Origin of the sequence: Planococcus sp. S3-L1 (assembly GCF_030063085.1) — a bacterium.
Classification (GTDB): domain Bacteria; phylum Bacillota; class Bacilli; order Bacillales_A; family Planococcaceae; genus Planococcus; species Planococcus kocurii.
The window spans coordinates 62111-84276 of record NZ_JASISN010000007.1 but is presented as its reverse complement, the minus strand read 5'-3'; the positions used below and the strand labels follow the sequence as shown (position 1 = coordinate 84276).

The following is a 22166-nucleotide window of genomic DNA, read 5'->3' as shown; positions in this document are numbered from 1 at the left end:
AAGCACTCTCTCAAGGATTCGGAGCTCAATGCGGCGACTCCTGCGGAAGAACGAAGTGATGAGACCCCGCAGAAGCTTGCGACGAGAAGGCTCAGCGCTCTTCGTCCGCGGAAAGCGTCCGCATGGAGCACAGAATCCAGTATATACAAGATGCAATGACTATTTATTCTTTAACTAACGTAAATATTCTTTTGTCTACGACCTGAGGGCAGTCAGCTAAATGCTAACTGCCCTTTTGGCATTGTAAATCAATTTACTTTATCTAACAAAAAGCCGTAGCCTTCTGCTTCCATATCTGCTTCAGGTACAAACAATAGCGCTGCACCGTTCATGCAATAGCGTAAGCCACCTTTGTCTTCCGGACCGTCAGTAAAAACGTGGCCTAAATGATTATCGCCAGTGCGGCTTCTGATTTCGGTTTGTTGCAGGAAGAGAAAACCGTCATCATGCTCGGTGACAACTGCCGGATCGATTGGCTTCGTGAAACTCGGCCATCCTGTTGTGGAATCGTATTTATCTGCAGAAGAGAAAAGCGGTTCTCCAGTGGTGATATCTACATAAATACCGGGCTCATAAAAGCCGTCGTATTCGCTAGAAAAAGCGCGCTCCGTATCGTCTTTTTGTGTTACATCGTATTGAATATCAGTCAATGTTGCTTTTAGTTCTTCGTCACTCGGTTTCGGGTAAAGTGCCGGGTCGATTACCGACTGTGCGTCGCCTTCTACCTCTTGACCTTCTAACGTATCAAACTCAACATGACAGTAGCCATCTGGATTTTTTTCAAGGTAATCTTGATGGTATTCTTCAGCTAAATAATAATTATCCAGCAGTTCAACTTCTGTAACAATCGGCTCATCGTAGCGCTCTTTTTGGGCTGCGAAAACCTTATCGATAACAGCTCGATCATCTTCATTTTCATAATAAATTCCTGTGCGGTATTGTTCGCCGCGATCATTGCCTTGCTGATTCAAGAGTGTTGGATCGATAATCATGAAGTAATGGCCGAGTAGCTTCTCCAAATCGACACGCTCTGGGTCGTAACGAACATGAACGGTTTCAGCATGTCCAGTGTTTTCACGGATAACTTCTTCGTAAGTCGGATTTTCGGTATTGCCATTGGCATAACCTGACGTTACATCATAAACGCCGTAAACGCGTGCCATATAAGCTTCGACTCCCCAGAAGCAGCCGCCGGCCAAATAGATATCCTGCAATTTATCGGTATCGAACTCGAGGTCCACATTCGGATTATCCGGAAATTTAGAAGTGCTTGTATTGGTTGCTTGCCCAGAAGCTGAACTGCTAGACTCGGAAGCATTCGAAGTAGAACAGCCTGAAAGTACCAATAATACTAAAACAATAAAACCTGCAAATGAGAGTTTTTTCATAGTGAAGCTCCTGCCTTTCTTGGTGGAGGGACGTGTAAGCGCTTTTCCATTTTTATTATCTTTAGTGTAATAGAATGTCAGAAAAAGGGGAACTGAAGCGATTCGGAAATAACTGTTAAATTGCGGCAGCTGTCACAGAATAGATATATTAAGTTAGAAGTGTATCTGTAAGATTTGCGGGACAGCAAAGTAGAAAGGACATCGATTTGCATGCTAGGCTTTAAGTATAATGAAAAGGAGTGCAGGCAAATGGTTCTACTGAACGTCTTGGATTATTCACCTATTGATGAAGGACAGACAGCGTCAGTTGCGCTCAAACAAACGACTCAACTTGCACAGCTAGCAGAAAAGCTTGGATTCAAGCGTTTTTGGGTAGCTGAGCACCATAAAGTCGACTCAGTTGCTGGCAGCTCGCCCGAACTGTTGATGATGCATTTGGCGACTTCTACAAAAACCATTCGCATCGGTTCAGGTGGTGTCATGCTACCTCATTATAGTGCTTATAAAGTTGCAGAAAACTTTCGTCTACTTGAAGCCTTGCACCCGGAGCGCATCGATCTCGGCATCGGGCGTTCGCGCAGCTACCGAATCGTCAACGAAGCATTGAATGAAAGCAAAACAAAACGGTTGCCCTATGAACAACAGTTGACGGACCTTCAAAAGTATTTTTCAGATGATATAACGAGCGAACATCGTTTTCAAGCCTTACAAGTAATGCCGACGATTGAAACAGCACCTGAATTGTGGCTTCTTGGTACAGGATTTGGAAGTGCCCGGCTTGCTGCTGAAAAAGGGATGAGTTATGCCTATGCGCATTTCGCAAAACCGTCTGAACAAGCAGTGGATGTCATAAAAACTTATCGTTCAAACTTTCAGCCTTCGGTATTTTTACAGCAACCGCAAGTCATCATTGCTGTTTTTGCAGTAGTTGCCGAAACGATGGAACAAGCGGAGGCGTTGGCGACCGCGTTTGATTTGTGGTTATTGTTTATTGAGTCGGATTCACCACCGCCCTATTATCCATCGATTGAAACGGCTCGAAAACGTGGCTTTAGCGCAAGTGAGCAAGAAAAAATCGAACGCAATCGTAAGCGCATGTTGATTGGTACCGCTGAACAGGTGAAAGAGCAAATTGAAGAGATTGCTGAACGCTTTGAGCCAGATGAAATCACCATCATTCCAAACATTTCAGGTATAACGAATCGCATGAACGTATTGCGTTTATTGGCATCGGCATTCGATTTATCTGAAAAATGAAACCAATCCTTGCTTGCTACGTATAAAGTAAAAAAGTAGAAAGGGCGGCGTGGTAGATGGAAATCAAAACGAAGGAGAAAGAAAAGAAGAATCGCTGGTGGATTTTTGATGTGATTCTTGAAGGTCTGGAGATTTTATTTTATATCCCGCGTTTAGTTTTGCGAATCGTTTTGGAAGTGTACCGATAAGAGGGGATTTGACGATTCGGACAGTATTTCTTGAAATTGGACAGTATGTGGCTCAAATCGGACAGTATTCAAGACAAATCGGACAGTATTCCACGCATTCTCGACAGTATCGCCAATAAATGGAAAAAGCCGCCTAAACTAGGCGGCTTTTTCATCGTTTTATAGCTTAGCAAACTCAGGATCAGCGACTTTGACCAATTGTTTGCCGAGATTGGTGCCTTTAAATAGGCCGAGAAACGCATCCGGTGTATTTTCAAAGCCTTCGACAATCGTTTCATCGTATTTCAATTTACCTTCTTGTAGCCATTGCGTCAGTGCCACAACGCCTGTTGGTAAATCTTTGGCGTAATCGCCGAGTGTGAAGCCTTTCATCATTGCGCTTGTTTTGATGAATTGACCTTGAATGCGGGGGCCAACATCCCCATCTACAGAATTGTAAGAAGAAATTGCGCCGCACACGGTAACACGCGCATGCTTGTTTAACTCATTCATGACTGCATCGGAAATGTCACCACCGACATTATCAAAGTAAACATCAACACCATCTGGAAGAGCGGCTATTAAGTCTTCTTTAAAGCTGTCTTTTTTGTAATTAACAGCTGCGTCAAAACCGAGTTCGTTGATCAAGTAATCAATTTTGTCATCAGAGCCTGCGATGCCGATAGCACGTGCACCTTTGATTTTCGCCAATTGGCCAACGATAGAACCGACTGCACCTGCTGCGCCAGAAACAACAACCGTTTCACCAGCTTGAGGTTTAGCAATGTCGAGCAATCCGAAATAAGCAGTCAGTCCAGTCAATCCAAGAACACTCAAATGTGCTGTGATAGATGCTGCAGTTGGATCAACTTTTTGAAGTTTGGCGGCATTCGCCACGTTGTACTCCGACCAGCTAAGGTTGTTGCTGACAATGTCCCCTTTTTCAAATAAATCCGAATGTGATTCAACAACTTCAGCTAACACGCCACCGACTAAAGCTTCGTTTAGCTGGAATGGTGGAATGTATGATTTTATGTCTCTCATTCGACCGCGCATATACGGATCAACTGATAGGTAAAGAGTCTTCAATAGGACTTCGTTTTCGCCTGGTGTCGGAATTTCTTTCTCAACAAATTTGAAATCGTCGTTTGTCGGCATGCCCTCAGGACGATTCACTAAATGAATTTCTTTATATTTTTGAACGGTCATGGAAAATTCCTCCTTATGTATGTAGATTCGATGAAAAGCGTACCACTGGGAGTAGAGGTGGTCAAAAATAATGTACCGAAAAAAGAAGCGAGCGCGTATTCTTGATTCCTTAAAATTCATATGCTATTTTGAAATACCGATAGCTTTCGGAGAAGATGAGCACGAAGAAAAGAGGAACTTCCATGAAACCATTATATAAAGAGTTATTCCATGAAATTACTTTGCCAAACGGCGTAGTATTAAACGATCGTTTGGGTGTAGCCCCGATGACAACTTATTCGGGAAATAGAGACGGGACTGTTTCAGACGAAGAATTAACGTATTACAATCGTCGTGCAGGTTTAGGTAGTTTATACATTACAGCGTGCATCGCCGTTTCAGAAAATGGCATTGCGTTTCCAAACCAATTTATCGGGTTTGACGACAGCGCACTTCCACGCCTAAAACAATTGGCAAAAGAAATGAAATCAAAAGGCAGCAAAGCGATTTTGCAAATGCAGCATGGCGGACGTCAAGGACAGCCTGAATTGATAAAAGCCAATGAAACCGTAGCGCCAAGTGCTGTAGGAGAAGCGGGCAAGCCAACACCGCGCGAATTGACGGAAGAAGAAATCTACGCAATTATCGAAGATTTTGGGGCAACGACTAAAAGAGCAATCGAAGCGGGCTTTGATGGTGTGGAAATTCACGGCGCCAATACGTACTTGCTCCAGCAATTTGTATCGAAGGTTACCAATCAGCGTGAAGATCAATGGGGCGGCAGTCTAGTAAATCGTATGAGATTCCCACTTGCTGTCATGAAGAAAGTTCAAGACACGGTCGCAAAATATGCGGATGAGCAATTTATTGTCGGCTACCGTCTATCACCAGAAGAAAACAATGAAAAATCGACGGGCTATACAATAGAAGAAACGAAGATACTCGTCGAAGAATTGGTTCAACGTGGTATCCATTATATTCATGTATCGCTGTTCGAATTCAAGAAAACACCAAAAGGCGCTGAACAAGGCGATAGCATCGTTCGCATCTTAGCGGATCAAATCAATGGCCGTGCCGCTTTTGTAGCAGTCGGCAGCATTAAAACACCAGAAGATGCGGTAACGGCTTTGGCAGAAGGCGCAGATATTGTCGTCTTCGGACGTCAAGCGCTAATTGATCCTGAGTGGACGGATAAAGTAAGACAAGGAAAAGAACAAGAAATCCATCCGGCGATTACCCAACAAATGGTCGGTAAGTTGGATATTCCGCAAAATATGTGGAACTTGATTACTTCCTACGGAATGATTAAAGTCGCAGATAATTGATCTGACAAGGTTTAAGCGCTCAACTGTAATTGAACATTGCTCGTTAGCTAGCAGGAAATAGAGTAAATACAAAAACGCAGCTCCAGAAATACAGGGAGCTGCGTTTTTATATCATCCAGTAAATACAGGATCGTATGGATACCGATAATTTTCTTTGCGAGGTTTCATTAAAATAAAGAAAAGCGTCAATGGTCCAATGCGACCCGTAAACATCACGAGGCTCAAAAGCACTTCGCCGATACTACTCAAGTCTCCTGTGATGCCCATAGATAAGCCGACCGTACCAAAGGCGGATACCACTTCAAAGGCGAGCGGCAAAAACGGAATTTTTTCTGACACAGTCAACAAAAATAGGAAGAGAACGACGAGCAAGACGCTGATGGTAGTAATGGCAAGTGAACGAATGACCGTTTCAAGTCGAATTGAGCGACCGAAAAGCTCAGGTTCGCGGCGTGACTTCAAGAATGAAACAGTCGCTAAAATGACGACAATAAACGTAGTGAGTTTAATGCCCGAAGCTGTCGAAGCGCTACCACCACCAATAAACATTAACAACATCGTGAACAACAAAGTCGGGTCTTCAAGTTCGCCGTAGTTCAACATATTAAACCCGGCAGTTCGCGGGGTTACCGCACTAAAATAAGAAGTCGATAATTTTTCGTATAAGGACATGTTACCAAGTGTCCCAGGATTATTATACTCCAAAATGAAAATGACAATTGTCGCGACAGCATTCAAAATCAGAGTGCCCCCAATCATCAGTTTCGTGTGCAAAGACCAACGATGAAATGATTTTTTTTGTGCGATATCCATAACGACTGTAAATCCAATGCCCCCGATAATAAACAATGAGGATAGTAAGATAGTGACTAGTGGATCTCCAGCAAAGCTGATCATATTATCAGGAAACAATGAAAATCCTGCGTTGTTGAAAGCGGAAATGACGTGAAAGACACTGTAGTTGAGTGCATCTTTAAAGCCGAATTCAGGGGTCCAGTAAATAGTCAGTAAGACAGTCGCGACAGCTTCCACGGTTAAAGCAAATGTCAAAATCGATTTGACGAGCTTAACAACGCCGCCGATTGAACTTTGAGTTAACGATTCCTGCAGGTAAATTCGGTTTTGAAGGCCAACCTTTTTACGGAACAAGATGAGAATCGCAACCGCGAAAGTCATCAAGCCGATGCCGCCGCATTGAATCAATACCAATAGAACCAATTCGCCAAATCCGGTAAGAACCGTGGCGGGGTCAAAAACGCTAAGACCTGTCACGGTCGTAGCGGATGTAGCGGTAAATAAGGCATCAGTCCAAGAAATTGGCTGTGTTGTTGCGAAAGGGAGTTTCAGCAACAATGTGCCTGTCATAATCAAAAACAGAAAACTTCCGGAAATGACTAAAGGAGGAGAAATCGACATCCGCTTTTTTTTCCAGGACTGCATACCAGACACTTCCTCATCCTATAGAAATAAAATATGAGCCTACTCTATGCTTGTTTCAAGAAACTGTCAACAAAAAAATAGCTGACTACTAAAAAAATCGTGTATGCTATATAAGATGAGCAAAAGAGTTTAAGATAGTAGATTCAGCATATACAAACAGAATTACAGGAGGTTCAAAATGACTTCTTTAAGACAGAAAATCGAACAAGCGCTTTTGGAATTATCGGAAGCAGAGCGTCGCATTGGAGAGTATGTTCTTGGGAATTCTGAAGCGGTTCCTCATATGACGACAAAAGAACTTTCAAAAAAAGCAGCTGTGAGTGAAGCGACCATTATTCGTTTTTGTAAGTCTATCGGTATTGGAAGTTATAAATCTTTTAAGCTTGCTTTGATGAAAGACTTAACTTTAACAGATACAAGTTTAACGGATTTTTCAGTATTAAATAAAAAAGACTCGCCCTATGATCTTTTTCATAAAGTAATTCATGTCAACAAGTCAGCAATTGAATCTTGTGCCGATTCACTCGATCGCAAAGAGTTAACCAAAGCGGTAGATGCAATTCGCGATGCACGAAAAATCGTATTTTTTGGCGTTGGCGGTTCTTCAACAGCTGCAGTCGATGCGCAATATAAATTCACGAAACTTGGGTATCACTCGATTACTTCATTGGATTTCCATCATATGCTTTCTGTGATTCCGCATTTGACTGAAAAGGATGTTTTTGTTGCGATTAGTACATCCGGTAAAACAAAAGATGTGCTAGAGCTTACTCGATTCGCTCAAAGAAAAGGCGCGACTGTTATTGCTATCACCACACTTAGCAAATCTCCTTTATACAAAGAAGCGGATGTTCACTTATGTACACCAAACGTCGAACAAGATTTTCGCATTGGCAGTCTTGCTTCTCGTATGACGCAATTGACTGTGATCGATACCTTGTATTTGAGTATTTTCCATCATGTTGGAGAAAAAGTATTGCAGCAATATTATGATGCACGCGGTGAAATGGAACGCTTGAGAAGATAAGAGTCGATGATTCGGCTCTTTTTTTATAGAGTTTTATGAAATTAAAATTCATTATTTATTTAAAATATATTGACATTAAATTTCTTGAGGATAGAATGAAGACAACAAATAAATGCAAAGAAGGGGTGAGCTGATGCTGGAAAACTTGTCCACAGAAAAGCGTAACAACAACACCATGAAAATGGATGAAATGTCAGTGCTAGAAATATTGAAAACGATGAACCAGGAAGACAAAAGTGTTCCAGGAATCATTGAAAAAGAATTGGCGAGCATTGAAGAAGCGGTTGAAAAAGTAATCCATTCCTTTAAGGCGAAGGGCAGATTGATCTATATTGGCGCTGGAACGAGTGGGCGTTTAGGAATTTTGGATGCAGTTGAATGTGTGCCGACTTTTGGTGTCTCACCAAATCAAGTCGTTGGAATTATTGCAGGTGGTGCAGAAGCGATAAAGACAGCGATTGAAGGTGTGGAAGATAGTCGTCAATTCGGAATGGATGATTTGAAAGCGGTTTCTTTAACGAAAAATGATACAGTTGTCGGCATTGCAGCAAGTGGTCGTACACCCTATGTTATTGGCGCACTTCAATATGCTAAACAAATGGGTGCGGGGACAGTCGCCGTTTCCTGCAATACACAATCGGAAATCAGTGAATTTGCCGATACCGCAATCGAGATCGAAACAGGTGCAGAAGTATTAACGGGTTCTACACGTCTAAAAGCCGGAACTGCTCAAAAGCTCGTACTCAATATGATTTCAACAGCTGCGATGATTGGCGTAGGGAAAGTTTATGGGAATTTGATGGTTGATGTCCAAGCGACGAACGCAAAACTGATTGAGCGGTCCAAACGGATTATTATGGATGCAACGCAAGTCGATTACGATGCTGCAGAGCATTTTTATGAAAAAGCGGATGGTCACGTGAAGACAGCAATTGTGATGAGTTTACTAGATTGTACAAAAGAACAAGCAATTGAAAAACTGGAAATAGCAGGTGGATTTGTTCGCAAAGCTTTATAACAGTTAGGGGAGCGGAGGGGTTGTATGAAAAAAGAACAACAAATGGCGAAGGATATTCTCGAGAAAATTGGTGGGAAAGAGAATGTTCAGCAAGTCGCGCATTGTATGACACGATTGAGATTATCACTTAAAGATGACAGCAAAGTAAATCTTAATGAACTCAAGCGTGTAGACGGGGTAATGGGTGTTGTCGAAGACGATACGCTTCAAATTGTTATAGGCCCGGGTACGGTTAATAAAGTAGCGGCTGAAATGAGCAACGAAACGGGACTGGCCATTGGGGAAATGGCCGATGTTAATGAAGATAACATGAGTTTCGAAGAAAAAGCCGTGATGAAAAAAGCGAAATTAAAAGAAAAAAACAAAACACCTTTCAAATTGTTTTTGCGTAGTGTAGGAAATATCTTTATTCCATTGATTCCTGGATTAGTCGCTTCGGGACTGATTAACGGAGCAGCTAACTTTGCAATAAATGGTGGTGCTGATCGAACGGAAACATGGATGCAGATTTTATTATTGCTCGGCAGCACGGTATTTGCCTACTTAGCGATTTTAGTTGGGTGGAACACAGCAAAAGAATTTGGAGGAACACCGGTACTAGGCGCGATTGCCGGCGGAATTTTGTTTAATCCAATGCTTGCGGATATTGTGATTTACGGAGAACCATTAATTGTGGGCAGAGGCGGATTGTTTGGTGTCATCTTTGCTGCTTGGTTGATGACGTTTGTTGAGAAGAATGTTCGTAAAGTGATGCACAGTTCGGTCGATATTTTATTTACACCACTCTTTACGCTATTAATCGTCGGATTCTTCGCTCTTTATGCGATTGTACCAGTTGCAGGTGTTTTATCAGATGGCATCATGACCGTATTAACTTCTGTACTTGATGTTGGTGGCGCTCTAGCGGGTGCGGTTCTGGCAGGATTCTTCTTGCCGCTCGTTATGCTTGGTTTGCACCATGGACTGACACCGATTCACTTAGAGTTGATGAACACTGTAGGTGCGACAGCGTTACTGCCGATCTTAGCAATGGCTGGAGCAGGTCAAGTTGGTGCAACGATTGCGGTATTTGTGAAAACAAAAAATCAACGTTTAAAGAATATTATTAAAGGCGCATTGCCTGTAGGTTTTCTCGGTATCGGCGAACCGCTGCTTTACGGGGTGACATTACCACTGGGTCGACCGTTTATTACAGCTTGTATGGGAGCTGCATTTGGAGGCGCGTTCCAAGCAGTTATGCAGACCGCCGCTCTTGGAATCGGAGTATCTGGTATTTCATTGATTCCTTTAATTGCTGAAAATAAATATGTTTGGTACTTTGTTGGATTGGTTGTTTCGTATGTTTTTGGATTCATCTTTACATATCTGTTTGGATTCAAAGAAGAGATGGCAGAAGGTATTTAAAAAAGGGAGAGAAATCTCTCTTTTTTCTATTCAGAGGAGCTGACAAAATGCTTGGTATTTCGGTGTATTTGGGGGATAAGTCTTTCACACACTTAAAACCTTATATTGAACGGTTGAGCAAAAACGGATTTACCGCTATTTTTACTTCACTCCATATACCAGAGGACAATCCGCGCCTCTACAAAGAACGATTGCAGCAACTAGGAAACTGGGCGCAGCAATTTGATATGGAGTTAGTAGCAGACATTGCACCACAATCTTTGATATACCTTGGCTTTGATTGGGACAATGCAGAAGGTTTGTTGGACTGGGGCGTCACTGGTTTACGAATTGATTATGGAGTCGATGACCAAATAATTGCTGCTTTGTCGCACAAGATGAAAATTGCATTAAACGCCAGCACATTGACTAAAGAGGGACTTGCTGCACTAGTGGAATCAGGGATGCAGAAAGAAACTGTAGAAATGTGGCATAATTTTTATCCGCGACCAGAAACTGGGTTAGATGCTATGGAGTTTGTGAAAACAAATCTATGGTTAAAAAGCGAAGGCTTGACGGTAATGGCGTTTATCCCGGGAGACGAAACTCTTCGAGGCCCTTTGTACAAAGGGTTACCAACTTTAGAAGAACATCGGGGAATGGCTCCTTTTGAAGCGTATCTACATTTAAAAGAAAATGGGGCAGTGGATAAAGTACTGATTGGTGATATCACGCTCAGCGAGAAAAGCTTGCAGCAATTTGAGGTGTTTGGGCAAGGTGTAATTTTTCTAAGAGCAAAGAATTTTGTGCAACTAGATGAGATGCCGGCTCAAACCAATCGGTGGGATGCTGCTCGTGATTGCATTCGGTCAATGGAATCTCGTCAATATGGCTTGGTCGGCACTCATTTACTAAAGCCCGAAAACACTATTTTTCGAAGTAAAGGAAGCATCACCGTGGATAATGAACAGTACGGACGCTATAGAGGTGAGCTGCAAATTACAAAAAGGGATTTGCCAGCTGATGATAAAGTGAATGTGATTGGCAAAGTGATAGAAGAAGATCTTGCTTTACTAGCATTCATAAAAGGCGGAGTTAAATTTCAAATAAAGTGGATTTGAAGAGAAATTAGCTTTTCAAACTGCAGCTAACTCGATTAGTTCGAGTTAGCTGCAGTTTTTTGCGGAGAAAATCTCGTTCGGTGTTGAGTGGGAGAGGGATATGCACGCTCCTGGAAAAATACGCACGCTCGGAAGAGGGATATGCACGCTCCTGGAAAAATACGCACGCTCGGAAGAGGGATACGCACGCTCCTGGAAAAATACGCACGTTCGGAAGAGGGATATGCACGCTCCTGGAAAAATACGCACGTTCGGAAGAGGGATATGCACGTTCCTGAGAAATACGCACGCTCCTGGAAAAATACGCACGCTCGGAAGATGGCTATGCACGCTCCTGGAAAAATACGCACGTTCGGAAGATGGCTATGCACGCTCCTGAAAATACGCGCGTTCAGAAGCTAGATACGCACGCTCCTGGAAAAATACGCACGTTCGGAAGCTGGCTATGCACGTTCCTGAAAAATACGCACGCTCGGAAGATGGATACGCACGCTCCTGGAAAAATACGCGCGTTCGGAAGCTGGATACGCACGCTCCTGGAAAAATACGCGCGTTCGGAAGCTGGATACGCACGCTCCTGAAAATACGCGCGTTCAGAAGCTGGATATGCACGCTCCAGGAGAAATACGCGCGTTCAGAAGCTGGATACGCACGCTCCTGGAAAAATACGCGCGTTCGGAAGCTGGATACGCACGCTCCTGGAAAAATACGCACGTTCGGAAGAGGGATACGCACGCTCCTGAGAAATACGCACGCTCTCCGCAATCCCCCAATTACACAAAAAAGCACGGCAGAAAAACATGCCGTGCGCTAAGAGCCAATCTCAAGACGCCCTAATTTTCTCGCTATCCGTGCCGTCCAAGTTCCGCTATATAAAAAAACGCCAAAGTTTTTCTGCATTCATAAGAAAACGCTTACTTTATTTTCATTAATTCTCAAATTGGTATAGACAACTATACCGATTGTGGCTATAGTGAAAATTAAGAATACATTAAAGGGGTGGAAATTTATGTTCAGCTTTCTACAGAAAATAGGGAAATCGTTGATGTTCCCGATTGCTACATTGCCTGCAGCTGCATTACTGTTGCGCTTCGGACAAGATGATTTGCTTGGTATTCCGTTTATGTCGGCTGCCGGTGCTGGTATTATCGATAACTTGGCCATCATTTTTGCGATTGGTATCGCCATGGGCCTTGCTCATGATGGTAACGGCGGAGCGGCTTTAGCCGGTGCGGTTGCTTATCTTGTACTGACTTCGTCGATCGTAACGATTAACGAAACAATCAATATGGGTGTTTTTGCTGGTATTTTATCCGGTATCGTCGGGGGTCTTTTATACAACAAATTCTACAATGTGAAATTCCCGCAATGGCTTGCGTTTTTCGGTGGACGGCGATTTGTGCCAATAATCACCGCTGCGACCATGACCATTTTAGCTGGGTTACTGGGTTATGCTTGGCCTCCGATTCAAGAAGGAATCGACAGTGCAGGGGAGTGGATTTTAAATGCAGGCATGTTCGGTGTAGGTGCTTATGGTTTCTTGAACCGTTTATTGCTACCGACTGGTTTGCATCACGTCATCAACACGGTTGTCTGGTTTGATTTCGGAACATTTACCGATGCTTCTGGAGAAGTTGTGCGCGGAGAAATTAACCGTTTCCTAAAAGGTGACCCAACAGCGGGTCCATTCCTATCTGGTTTCTTCCCGATTATGATGTTTGGTCTACCTGCAGCGTGTCTCGCTATGTATGCAACTGCTAAAAAAGAACGCAAAGCGATCGTTGGGGGTATGTTGTTCAGTATCGCTTTTACATCGTTTTTAACAGGAATTACAGAACCAATTGAGTTCTCGTTCATGTTCTTATCTCCAATTTTATATGTTGTCCATGCATTGTTAACCGGTGGTTCGATGATGGTTGCTTATGCATTGGATATCCATCACGGTTTCGGTTTCTCTGCCGGAGCGATTGACTTTGTCTTGAACTATGGCTTAGCCAAAAATCCATTGCTGCTACTGGTCATGGGGTTAGTGGTCGGCGTTATTTACTTCTTTATCTTCTACTTCTTGATTCTTAAATTGGATTTGAAAACGCCTGGTCGTGAAGATGAGGACGAAGAGGGTGCAGAAAATGCAAGCTCAAGCAATACAGCAGTTGATGTAAGAGCCTACCACACAATTGAAGGACTTGGCGGTGTCGATAATATTACTGCAGTCGGCTATTGTACGACACGCCTTCGCATGACTGTTAAAGATTCTGATTTGGTCAATGAAAAAGAATTGAAACGTCATGGTGCTATGGGCGTTATGAAAATCAATAAAACAAACGTACAAGTCGTAATCGGCACAGCTGTTGAATTTCTAGGAGATGCCATGAAGCCGCGCTTAGCAAATGGCAATCCAGCTCCAGCTGCTAGTTCTGAAGCTGCTGATACGAAAAACGAAACAACAGAAGAACCTGCAATGAAACAAATTATTGCTAAAGATTTTGAAATGCCGATTCAAGGAGAAATTATTCCACTATCAGAAGTGCCAGATGATGTATTTGCACAAGGCATGATGGGGCAAGGCTTTGCGATTATGCCAACAGGCAACGTTCTCCATTCGCCAGTTGATGGTCGTATTGTTAGCGTATTCCCAACAAAACATGCCATTGGTATCGAAACAGATACCGGAATTGAATTATTGATTCATGTTGGTTTGGATACTGTAAAACTTAAAGGTGAAGGTTTTGAGACTTTGGTAGAACAAGGTCAACTTGTTCAACGCGGAGATGCCTTGCTGAAACTAGATTTAACATTCTTAAAAGCCAATGCGCCGTCTATTGCGACGCCTGTGATTTTCACAAACTTAACAGAACAAAAAGTAACGATGTTAAAAAATGGTTTCCAAGAACAAGGAACAGCTTCGATTTTGAAAGTCGAATAATACGAGCCGGAAAACCAGGGACATCCACCGCGATTTTCCTGGTTTTTCGCAAGGAGTGGTCTACATGAAGAACAGTATATTAATTTCAGGCATTACCATTGCAGATGCTATTAACCAAAGCTTCGTTGGGGATATCCTCATTGAAGACGGAAAAATAAGTCGAGTTGCTGAAAAAATCGATGCCCAAGCAGATAGCTATGTAGACGCAATCGGCAAAAATTGGACAGCGTTTCCTGGATTTATTGACATTCATATTCACGGAGCTGCAGGACACGATACGATGGATGCAACACCGGAAGCGTTAGCAGGATTAGCCGGGGCATTGCCAAAAGAAGGCACAACGAGTTTTCTGGCAACGACGATGACTCAAACAGACAGCGCAATTTCAGCGGCTTTGCAAAACATCGAGAAGTTTCAAGCACAGGATGGACAAGCCGAAATGCTGGGTGTCCATTTAGAAGGACCGTTCATTTCCGATAAACGAGCCGGAGCACAGCCAATTGAACATATTATCGAGCCGTCTTTAACACAATTCCAAAACTGGCAAAAACTTAGCGGCAACCAAATTCGTTTGCTGACAATTGCTCCAGAAACGACAAATGGATTGGCTGTGATTAAAAGTTTGACGGATGAGGGCATCATTGCATCGATTGGCCATTCAGATGCTACATTTGAGGAAGTGCAAGCAGCGGTTCGTTCAGGTGCCAGTCACGTGACGCATCTGTACAACCAAATGAGTCCATTTCATCACCGCAATCCAGGGGTAGTCGGTGCGGCGTTAGTAGAAGAAAGCTTAACCGTAGAAGTAATTGCTGATTTCATTCACAGTCATGCCTCTTCTGTTGAACTAGCTTTCCGCCAAAAAGGAGCAGAACGACTGATCCTTATCACCGATGCCATGCGCGCCAAAGGTCTACCACCGGGTGTTTATGACTTGGGTGGACAAGATGTACAAGTTACTAACAAAGATGCACGGCTTGCCGATGGGACGTTGGCCGGCAGCATTCTGACGATGGAAAAAGCTGTTCAAAATGTCCAGTCACTCACAGGCTGTAGCTTAAACGAGCTGGTGGCAATGACTTCAGCCAACGCAGCAAAAGATCTCAAGCTTTCGAATAAAGGCAAGATACAAGTTGATCTGGACGCCGATATAGCGATACTAGACAACAGCTTCACAGTCCAAATGACCATTTGCAAAGGAACTATCGCTTACCAGAAGGAGTGTCAAAAATGAAACTGATCTGCGTCGAAAACTACGAAGAGATGAGCAGCAAGGCGGCACAATTAGTCGAACAACAAATCCAAAGAAATGACCATTCGGTGCTGGGGCTTGCAACAGGCTCGACTCCACTTGGTCTTTATGAAAAATTGATTCAAGGGGTCAACGAACGGAACATTTCTTACAAGCATATCCGGACCGTCAATTTGGACGAGTACCGTGGATTGTCAGGAGACCACCCGAATAGTTACCGCTATTTTATGAATGAAAAATTATTTCAACATATCGATATTATGTTTGAAAACACTTATGTTCCAAATGGCAAAGCGGTTCCAGTAGAAGCGGAATGCCAACGTTATGAGGAGTTAATCGACAAAATCGGACCACCCGATTTACAAATTCTCGGCATGGGAATGAACGGTCATATCGGCTTTAATGAACCCGGTACACCTGAAACGAGTGTGACTCATTGTGTTCAACTTGAGGCTTCAACACGCAATAGCAATGCACGATTTTTCAGTGATCGTGACGAAGTACCAACTCATGCCATTACGATGGGCATCCAATCTATTTTAAAAAGTGAACAAATTGTCGTTCTGGCTTCTGGTAAAAACAAAGCACAGGCAGTAAAACGATTTTTAGAAGGCCGCATTAGCACCGATTTTCCGGCTTCATTTTTATGGGAACACAATCACGTCACACTGATTGTAGACAAAGATGCTTATAGCTTAGTGACGGCAAAAGAGGAGTGATCGCTGTGCTGGACAAACAATCGCCGATTCCGATTTACAGTCAGATAGAAGAACAGTTGAAGCAACAAATTCAGCAAGGCGACTTTCCTATCGGCACAGCAATTCCCTCTGAACGAGAACTGACCGAGCGTTTCGGCGTCAGCCGGATGACGGTACGTCAATCTATCACAAATTTAGTCAATGACGGTTTGTTGTACCGAGAAAAAGGACGTGGCACATTTGTGGCTTCTCCGAAAGTGGAGCAGCCATTAAATGGTTTGACGAGCTTTACGGAAGATATGAAGGCGCGTGGCATGGTACCGAGCAATAAAATAATTAGGTTTGAAATATTGGTGCCGGATATCGATATAGCGGCTGACTTGCGATTGGCTGCTGACGATCAAGTATATTTTATTGAACGTATTCGCTTTGCCGATGACAAAACGATGGCAATCGAACGAACGTATTTGCCAGTCGACCGATTTCCTGGACTGCAGCCAGATTTGCTGCAAGGGTCACTGTATGCGATGATTGAAAATAACCAGCACCTGAAAATTAGTCATGCTACCCAACGAATGGAAGCGGGACTGGTGAAAAAAGAAGATGCTGAGCTGTTGCAAATCAAATCACCTGCAGCTATTTTAATGATTGAACGCATCAGTTATTTAGCTGGTGATGTTCCATTTGAAGTGGTTCGTAGTACATATCGTGCAGATCGTTATAAATTTACAACAGACATTCAAAGATAATCAAAAGGAGAAATGAACATGATTGAAAAAACGTACACCATTACTAGCGACGAGGGACTTCACGCTCGTCCAGCATCCAAATTAGTCGGCGCAGTATCGCCATTTTCTGCAGACGTAAAAATGCTTTATAAAGAAAGAGAAGTCAATTTGAAATCAATTATGGGTGTTATGTCACTAGGTGTTTCAAAAGGCAACACGGTCAAAATTACGGCTGACGGCAGCGATGAAGAATCACTAATGGCTAAAGTTGACGAATTGATTGTGGCTGAAGGACTAGGAGAAGCATAAGTAAGTGTGCTGGAGGTAAATTACTATGTTGACTCGTTATTTCAAGCAAGTACAAGAACGTCTCGAGACTGTGGAAAAAAATGAAAAACCAGCAATGCTAGCGGCTGCCAAAAAAGTAGCGACCGCGATTCAAGCTGGGGGCATCATTCATTTGTTCGGTTGCGGTCATTCGCATGTTTTAACGGAAGAAGTGTTCTATCGTGCAGGAGGACTCGTGCCAATCAAACCGATTTTCGTCGAGCCGCTCATGCTTCACGAAGGGGCGGTTCAATCTTCCCTACTGGAACGTCAACATGATTACGCAGCAAGCTTCTTGCAAGATCAGGACTTTCGTCCAGGTGACATCGTCTTTGTTATTTCGACTTCAGGGCGTAACCCTGTGCCAATAGACGTAGCATTAGCTGCTCGAGAAAAAGGCGCGTTTGTTGTTGGCCTCACTTCACTCGAATATTCCAGAAGCCAGTCTTCACGGCACGAAACAGGCAAACACCTGTTTAATACGGTGGATCTGGTGATTGATAATCATTCGGTTTTGGGTGATGCGGTCTTAGCGTACGAAGGCGTTGAAATTCCATTTGGCCCTACGTCCACTGTCGTCGGAGCAACTATCCTGAATGCCATTTTCGCCGAAGCCATTAAAGAAATGGCGGACGCAGGCTTTGCCCCACCTATCTTCTTAAGTGGCAATATCGACGGAGCAGACGAGCATAATAGCAAATTGATCGAGACGTATAGTGAGCGTATTTCGCTGCTGTCCTGAAGGTCTGAGCGCACGGCAGGATTTTCCTGCCGTGCTTTTTTGTGTAATGGTGCTTTTTTTGAACGAGCGTAAGTGTTGTGGAACGTGCATATTTCGCGCTGAGCGCGCGTAAGTGTTGTGGAACGTGCATATTTCGCGTTGAGCGTGCATAAGTGTTGTGGAACGTGCATATTTCGCGCTGAGCGTGCGTAAGTGTTGTGGAACCGTGCATATTTCGCGCTGAGCGAGCGTAAGTTATGTGGAACGTGCATATTTCGCGCTGAGCGTGCGTAAGCAATGTGGAACGTGCATATTTCGCGTTGAGCGTGCGTAAGCGGTGTGGAACCGTGCATATTTCGCACTGAGCGAGCGTAACCAAACGTCAGCGCACAACCAAGCGCATTAAAAAATCCCCTACGCAAAAAGCAGGGGATTTTTGATTTATTTAGCGGATAATTCGCTTTGGGTTACCCATTTATGATTGGTCACTTTCTCGCCACTATCGGTAGTCGTAAAGTCGACCATGTAAACGGTGGTTTCTTCGGCAGAGTCGATTGTCGCTTCGGCACCATCCATGCCTGCCATGTGATCCGCGGCAATAACAGCTTTGTCACCCGCTGCTAGTGGCGTGTCGCCCACATCTTTTAACTCTTCGTGAATGACCCATTTGTGATTTTCAATAGGCTCACCACCAGTAGTAGGTGTAAAACTCAACGCATAAACCGTCGTGTCGTAAGCGCCGACGATGGTCGCCTCAGCACCATCCATGCCCGCCATGTGGTCAGCACTTATGCTAGCTTGGCTGCCAACTTCGAATGTGGGATTGGCAGATTCCATCAGTCCTTCGGGCACTTCGCCAGAACTCGAATGACTCATGTCTCCATGACCCATATCTTCTTCTGTATCTTTATCCATTTCTTCATTCATCTCGTTTTGATTATCAGGGTCGGCTGGATTCATTTCAGTTTCTTCTGTATCACCACAAGCTGCTAACGTAATGGCCGTTAAAGTTGACATGGTTACTAACAAAAACTTGTTTTTCATCATCTAAATCCCTCTTTCATTGTATGAATTATTTTACTTTACCCAGAAATTATGCAAATACTGTGCAGAATCTGCACCGAAACTCAAAACTTTTCCTCTATAATAAAAAAAATCAAGCGATGAAAGGTTGAGTGTAATGAATAAGAATGGGGTATGGCTTTTTTTACTGACAAGTTTGTTGCTTGCGGGTTGTGGAGAAACGGAGACGTCTACTGCCAAAGTCGACAAAAATACAGAGGAATTTGAAGTAGCATTCAACGACCAGATGGATCATGTTCATGGGATGAATTATATTGAAAATGAAGACGGCTTGTATTTTGCATCACACGAAGGCTTGAAAATTTACCGTGATGGGGAGTGGTTTGAGACGAGTGATAATACGCATGATTACATGGGATTTAATGCGGTGGATGATGGCTTTTATACATCAGGACACCCAGGATCCGGTTCAATGATGCAAAATCCGATGGGCATCCAGCGCAGCGATGACGGGGGTCGCTCGTTAAATCATATGGGTTTTGAAGGTGAAACCGATTTTCATGGCATGGCAGTTGGTTACCAAAGTCATCACATGTTTGTGATGAATCCACAGCAAAATTCAATGATGGGACCTGGGTATTTCCGCAGCGAAGATAAAGGGAAAGATTGGAGCCAAGTCGATGGATCTGGGTTACAAGGGGACATTTCTTCTTTTGCCATGCACCCAAGCGATTCTCAATTGATTGCTGCAGCGACGACGGCAGGAATTTTCTTATCGGAAGATGGCGGGGACACCTTCACATTGTTGACAGAAGAGGGCCTCACCGGAACTGCTGTGTTTTTCAGTGAAGACACTTTGTATTTTGCAACTTTCAGTACACAAGCAGAGCTCATCCAGTATACTTGGGGAAATGGTGAGCAGCAGATGCTCGAGTTGCCTGACCTGCCAGAAGACGGAGTTTTGTACATCGCGCAAAATCCGTCTGACGCAAAAGAACGGGTCATTTATACAGCAGCTGGCCACGCCTTTGTTTTTGAAAATGATAAGTGGCAGCAAATTCTGAAAGCTGGACAAGTGGAGTAATGAAGAGAGATGCTTCATAACGATGGAGGTTGCTATGTTCAATAAATTATCGTTGAAAATTGGGTTATTGTTTTTTGTTTTTATTTTAATTATTGAAGCATTTTTGTTTTCAACGCTGTATTTTACGTTAGTTGATGAACGCGTTGAAGAAGTGATGGAAAATCTATTAGCGCGTGGTGACACACATAGTGAAGTATTAGAAGACAGTTTTGAAGAAATGACGCTAGAACACGTAGGCATGATGGAAGCAGCAACTGACTTTATTGCGGTCATTACCGACGGAGAGGGCGAGATTTTAATCAATTCGGATGCCTTAGAACCAGAGATGTTGACAGTATTAAAACATACTGATTTTGCGGAAATGCCAATTTACGGTAAAATAGTTGAAAAAAATTGGCAAAAAAAGCGCTATATCGCAACAGACAGTCCAATTACGATTCACGACGAGCATGTGGGCCATGTCTTTATGTTCGCACCTACTAAAGATATCAAGCGCATTGTCGATCATTTGAAAAACCAATTTTTATTAGTCGGGATTATTACAGTTTTCTTAACGATCGTTACAATTTTGCTGTTGTCGCGGATCATTACACTGCCGCTAATCCGCATGAAAGAAGCGACTGAGCAATTGAGTCAAGGAGACAATCAAGTGGATTTGACGAGTGATCGAAACGATGAGCTTGGCGAATTAGCAAATGCCATCACCAAATTATCGACCGATCTTGATCGATTGAAAAATGCCCGCAATGAATTCCTATCGAGTATTTCACATGAACTGCGAACGCCACTGACTTATATTAAAGGGTATGCTGATATTCTGGACCGGTCAGACACGACAGAACGTGAACGTGAGGAATACATGGGCATCATCCGTGAAGAAGCGGCTCATTTGACCGTGTTGGTCGGAAATTTGTTTGAACTGGCGAAGCTCGACCGCAATCAATTCACGATTCAAAAACAAGACGTTTCCATTGTGGAATTATTGACCTCGATCGCAGTGTTGGTCAAGCCTGCATTTGATGACCAAGAAATCGAACTGTCAGTCAACTGCGAGGAAGATGTTCCGGCATCAATTGACCCGGAACGCATTCAACAAGTACTGTTGAACATTTTAGACAATGCTCGCAAACATTCTTTCGCCGGAGGACGCGTAACAATAGAATGCAGGCAAGAAGCAGGGGATATCACCATTTGCATTACCGATGAAGGTCAGGGAATACCTGAAGAAGAATTACCGTTTGTTTTTGATCGGTTATACCGTGTGGAAAAATCGAGATCGCGTGAACGTGGCGGATCGGGACTTGGACTAGCAATTGCCAAAGAAATTGTGGAATCGCACGGTGGACAAATTTGGATGGACAGTCAATTTGGAGAAGGTACAGCTGTCACTGTCCAATTGAAAAGGGGTGTGGACCATTCATAAAGTATTGTTAATAGACGATGAAAAACGGATGCTTGATTTAGTGGCGCTTTACTTGAAGCCACATGATTATATTTGCTCAAAAGCGGATAGCGGCAAGCAGGCGCTGGATTTACTGGAAAGCGAGGTGTTCGATTTGGTACTGTTAGACATCATGATGCCTGATATGGATGGCTTTGAAGTCTGTCGAAATATTCGTGAATTTTCTAATGTACCAATCATTATGCTGACAGCGCGCGAACAACAAGAAGATATTGTGAAAGGACTGCGCCTTGGTGCGGACGATTACATGACCAAACCTTTCGGTGAAGAAGAATTGCTAGCACGTATGGAAGCTTTACTACGCCGAACGATTCCTGCAAAACGAATCGAGTTAAAAGGATTGGTATGGGAAGAAGATCGTTTCGAGTTGAGCTATAATCACCAACTGATCCGTCTGACGCCGAAAGAGTTTTCAATGCTGGGACTGTTAATGAAAAATCCAAACAAAGTATTCGAACGTGACCGTCTTTTGGAATTGGTTTGGGGCTTCGACTCAGAAACAGAAGGACGGACGGTCGATTCACATGTTCGCAATGTCCGTGAAAAAGTGCGCCAAGCTGGCTTTCCTGTGGACGAACACTTCCAGACGGTGTGGGGAATCGGTTATAAATGGATCAATTAGAAAATGCCT

The 22166-nt window shown here is 43.4% G+C and carries 20 protein-coding genes; 16 read left to right on the top strand and 4 right to left on the bottom strand.

Annotated features, from left to right (window positions below):
• Positions 1-248: 248 nt before the first annotated feature.
• Entirely contained in the window at positions 249-1388 is a 1140-nt protein-coding gene (gene msrA / locus QMF37_RS09085) for a peptide-methionine (S)-S-oxide reductase MsrA (protein ID WP_078080144.1), read from the bottom strand.
• A 249-nt stretch (positions 1389-1637) separates the two neighbouring features.
• On the opposite strand from msrA, the gene QMF37_RS09080 reads away from it, so the two are divergent.
• On the top strand, positions 1638-2645 hold the full coding sequence (locus QMF37_RS09080; RefSeq protein WP_071153998.1) for an LLM class flavin-dependent oxidoreductase: 1008 nt from the start codon (positions 1638-1640) through the stop codon (positions 2643-2645).
• Between the two features lie 56 nt (positions 2646-2701).
• Positions 2702-2833 carry a hypothetical protein gene (locus tag QMF37_RS09075; protein ID WP_256204315.1) on the top strand — a complete coding sequence of 44 codons (132 nt, stop codon included), beginning with the start codon at positions 2702-2704 and terminating at the stop codon, positions 2831-2833.
• A gap of 159 nt (positions 2834-2992) precedes the next feature.
• On the opposite strand, the gene QMF37_RS09070 is transcribed toward QMF37_RS09075, so the two are convergent.
• The gene (locus tag QMF37_RS09070; protein WP_071153997.1) at positions 2993-4021 is read right to left on the bottom strand and encodes an NADP-dependent oxidoreductase; all 1029 of its coding nucleotides are present in this window, start codon (positions 4019-4021) and stop codon (positions 2993-2995) included.
• A gap of 182 nt (positions 4022-4203) precedes the next feature.
• Here QMF37_RS09070 and QMF37_RS09065 point away from each other — a divergent pair, with 182 nt between their 5' ends.
• Positions 4204-5325: an NADH-dependent flavin oxidoreductase gene (locus QMF37_RS09065; protein WP_058386326.1), complete on the top strand. Its 1122-nt coding sequence runs from the start codon at positions 4204-4206 to the stop codon at positions 5323-5325.
• Between the two features lie 111 nt (positions 5326-5436).
• On the opposite strand, the gene QMF37_RS09060 is transcribed toward QMF37_RS09065, so the two are convergent.
• Positions 5437-6765 carry a TrkH family potassium uptake protein gene (locus QMF37_RS09060; protein ID WP_078080145.1) on the bottom strand — a complete coding sequence of 443 codons (1329 nt, stop codon included), beginning with the start codon at positions 6763-6765 and terminating at the stop codon, positions 5437-5439.
• A 178-nt stretch (positions 6766-6943) separates the two neighbouring features.
• On the opposite strand from QMF37_RS09060, the gene QMF37_RS09055 reads away from it, so the two are divergent.
• From QMF37_RS09055 to QMF37_RS09010, 10 genes are all read left to right on the top strand, one after another.
• Positions 6944-7792, top strand: a complete 849-nt coding sequence (locus QMF37_RS09055) for a MurR/RpiR family transcriptional regulator (RefSeq protein ID WP_058386324.1) — start codon at positions 6944-6946, stop codon at positions 7790-7792.
• A 133-nt stretch (positions 7793-7925) separates the two neighbouring features.
• Positions 7926-8810, top strand: a complete 885-nt coding sequence (murQ, locus tag QMF37_RS09050) for an N-acetylmuramic acid 6-phosphate etherase (protein WP_071153995.1) — start codon at positions 7926-7928, stop codon at positions 8808-8810.
• 24 nt (positions 8811-8834) lie between these two features.
• Complete coding sequence (locus QMF37_RS09045) at positions 8835-10214, top strand: PTS transporter subunit EIIC (protein ID WP_283477980.1); 1380 nt, start codon at positions 8835-8837, stop codon at positions 10212-10214.
• A 47-nt stretch (positions 10215-10261) separates the two neighbouring features.
• The gene (locus tag QMF37_RS09040; RefSeq protein ID WP_071153993.1) at positions 10262-11314 is read left to right on the top strand and encodes a DUF871 domain-containing protein; all 1053 of its coding nucleotides are present in this window, start codon (positions 10262-10264) and stop codon (positions 11312-11314) included.
• Positions 11315-12323: 1009 nt separating this feature from the next.
• Positions 12324-14240 (top strand): N-acetylglucosamine-specific PTS transporter subunit IIBC, encoded by a 1917-nt coding sequence (gene nagE, locus QMF37_RS09035; RefSeq protein WP_283477977.1) that lies wholly within the window; start codon positions 12324-12326, stop codon positions 14238-14240.
• 64 nt (positions 14241-14304) lie between these two features.
• The gene (gene nagA / locus QMF37_RS09030; protein ID WP_283477975.1) at positions 14305-15474 is read left to right on the top strand and encodes an N-acetylglucosamine-6-phosphate deacetylase; all 1170 of its coding nucleotides are present in this window, start codon (positions 14305-14307) and stop codon (positions 15472-15474) included.
• On the top strand, positions 15471-16211 hold the full coding sequence (nagB, locus tag QMF37_RS09025; RefSeq protein WP_071153989.1) for a glucosamine-6-phosphate deaminase: 741 nt from the start codon (positions 15471-15473) through the stop codon (positions 16209-16211). Before nagA ends, nagB begins: the two co-directional genes overlap by 4 nt.
• A 5-nt stretch (positions 16212-16216) precedes the next feature.
• The gene (locus QMF37_RS09020; protein ID WP_058386316.1) at positions 16217-16939 is read left to right on the top strand and encodes a GntR family transcriptional regulator; all 723 of its coding nucleotides are present in this window, start codon (positions 16217-16219) and stop codon (positions 16937-16939) included.
• 18 nt (positions 16940-16957) lie between these two features.
• On the top strand, positions 16958-17227 hold the full coding sequence (locus QMF37_RS09015) for a phosphocarrier protein HPr (RefSeq protein WP_006828617.1): 270 nt from the start codon (positions 16958-16960) through the stop codon (positions 17225-17227).
• Positions 17228-17252: 25 nt separating this feature from the next.
• On the top strand, positions 17253-17987 hold the full coding sequence (locus tag QMF37_RS09010) for an SIS domain-containing protein (protein WP_149457074.1): 735 nt from the start codon (positions 17253-17255) through the stop codon (positions 17985-17987).
• A 420-nt stretch (positions 17988-18407) separates the two neighbouring features.
• Here QMF37_RS09010 and QMF37_RS09005 read toward each other — a convergent pair whose 3' ends face one another.
• Entirely contained in the window at positions 18408-19013 is a 606-nt protein-coding gene (locus tag QMF37_RS09005; protein WP_071153986.1) for a YdhK family protein, read from the bottom strand.
• A 133-nt stretch (positions 19014-19146) separates the two neighbouring features.
• On the opposite strand from QMF37_RS09005, the gene QMF37_RS09000 reads away from it, so the two are divergent.
• Genes QMF37_RS09000 through QMF37_RS08990 form a run of 3 tightly spaced genes read left to right on the top strand, consistent with a single transcriptional unit; the run spans position 19147 to position 22157 of the window.
• Complete coding sequence (locus QMF37_RS09000; protein ID WP_283477970.1) at positions 19147-20073, top strand: F510_1955 family glycosylhydrolase; 927 nt, start codon at positions 19147-19149, stop codon at positions 20071-20073.
• 34 nt (positions 20074-20107) lie between these two features.
• Positions 20108-21496 carry a sensor histidine kinase gene (locus QMF37_RS08995; protein WP_071153984.1) on the top strand — a complete coding sequence of 463 codons (1389 nt, stop codon included), beginning with the start codon at positions 20108-20110 and terminating at the stop codon, positions 21494-21496.
• Positions 21489-22157 carry a response regulator transcription factor gene (locus QMF37_RS08990; RefSeq protein WP_177167588.1) on the top strand — a complete coding sequence of 223 codons (669 nt, stop codon included), beginning with the start codon at positions 21489-21491 and terminating at the stop codon, positions 22155-22157. Before QMF37_RS08995 ends, QMF37_RS08990 begins: the two co-directional genes overlap by 8 nt.
• The last annotated feature ends 9 nt before the right edge of the window (positions 22158-22166 follow it).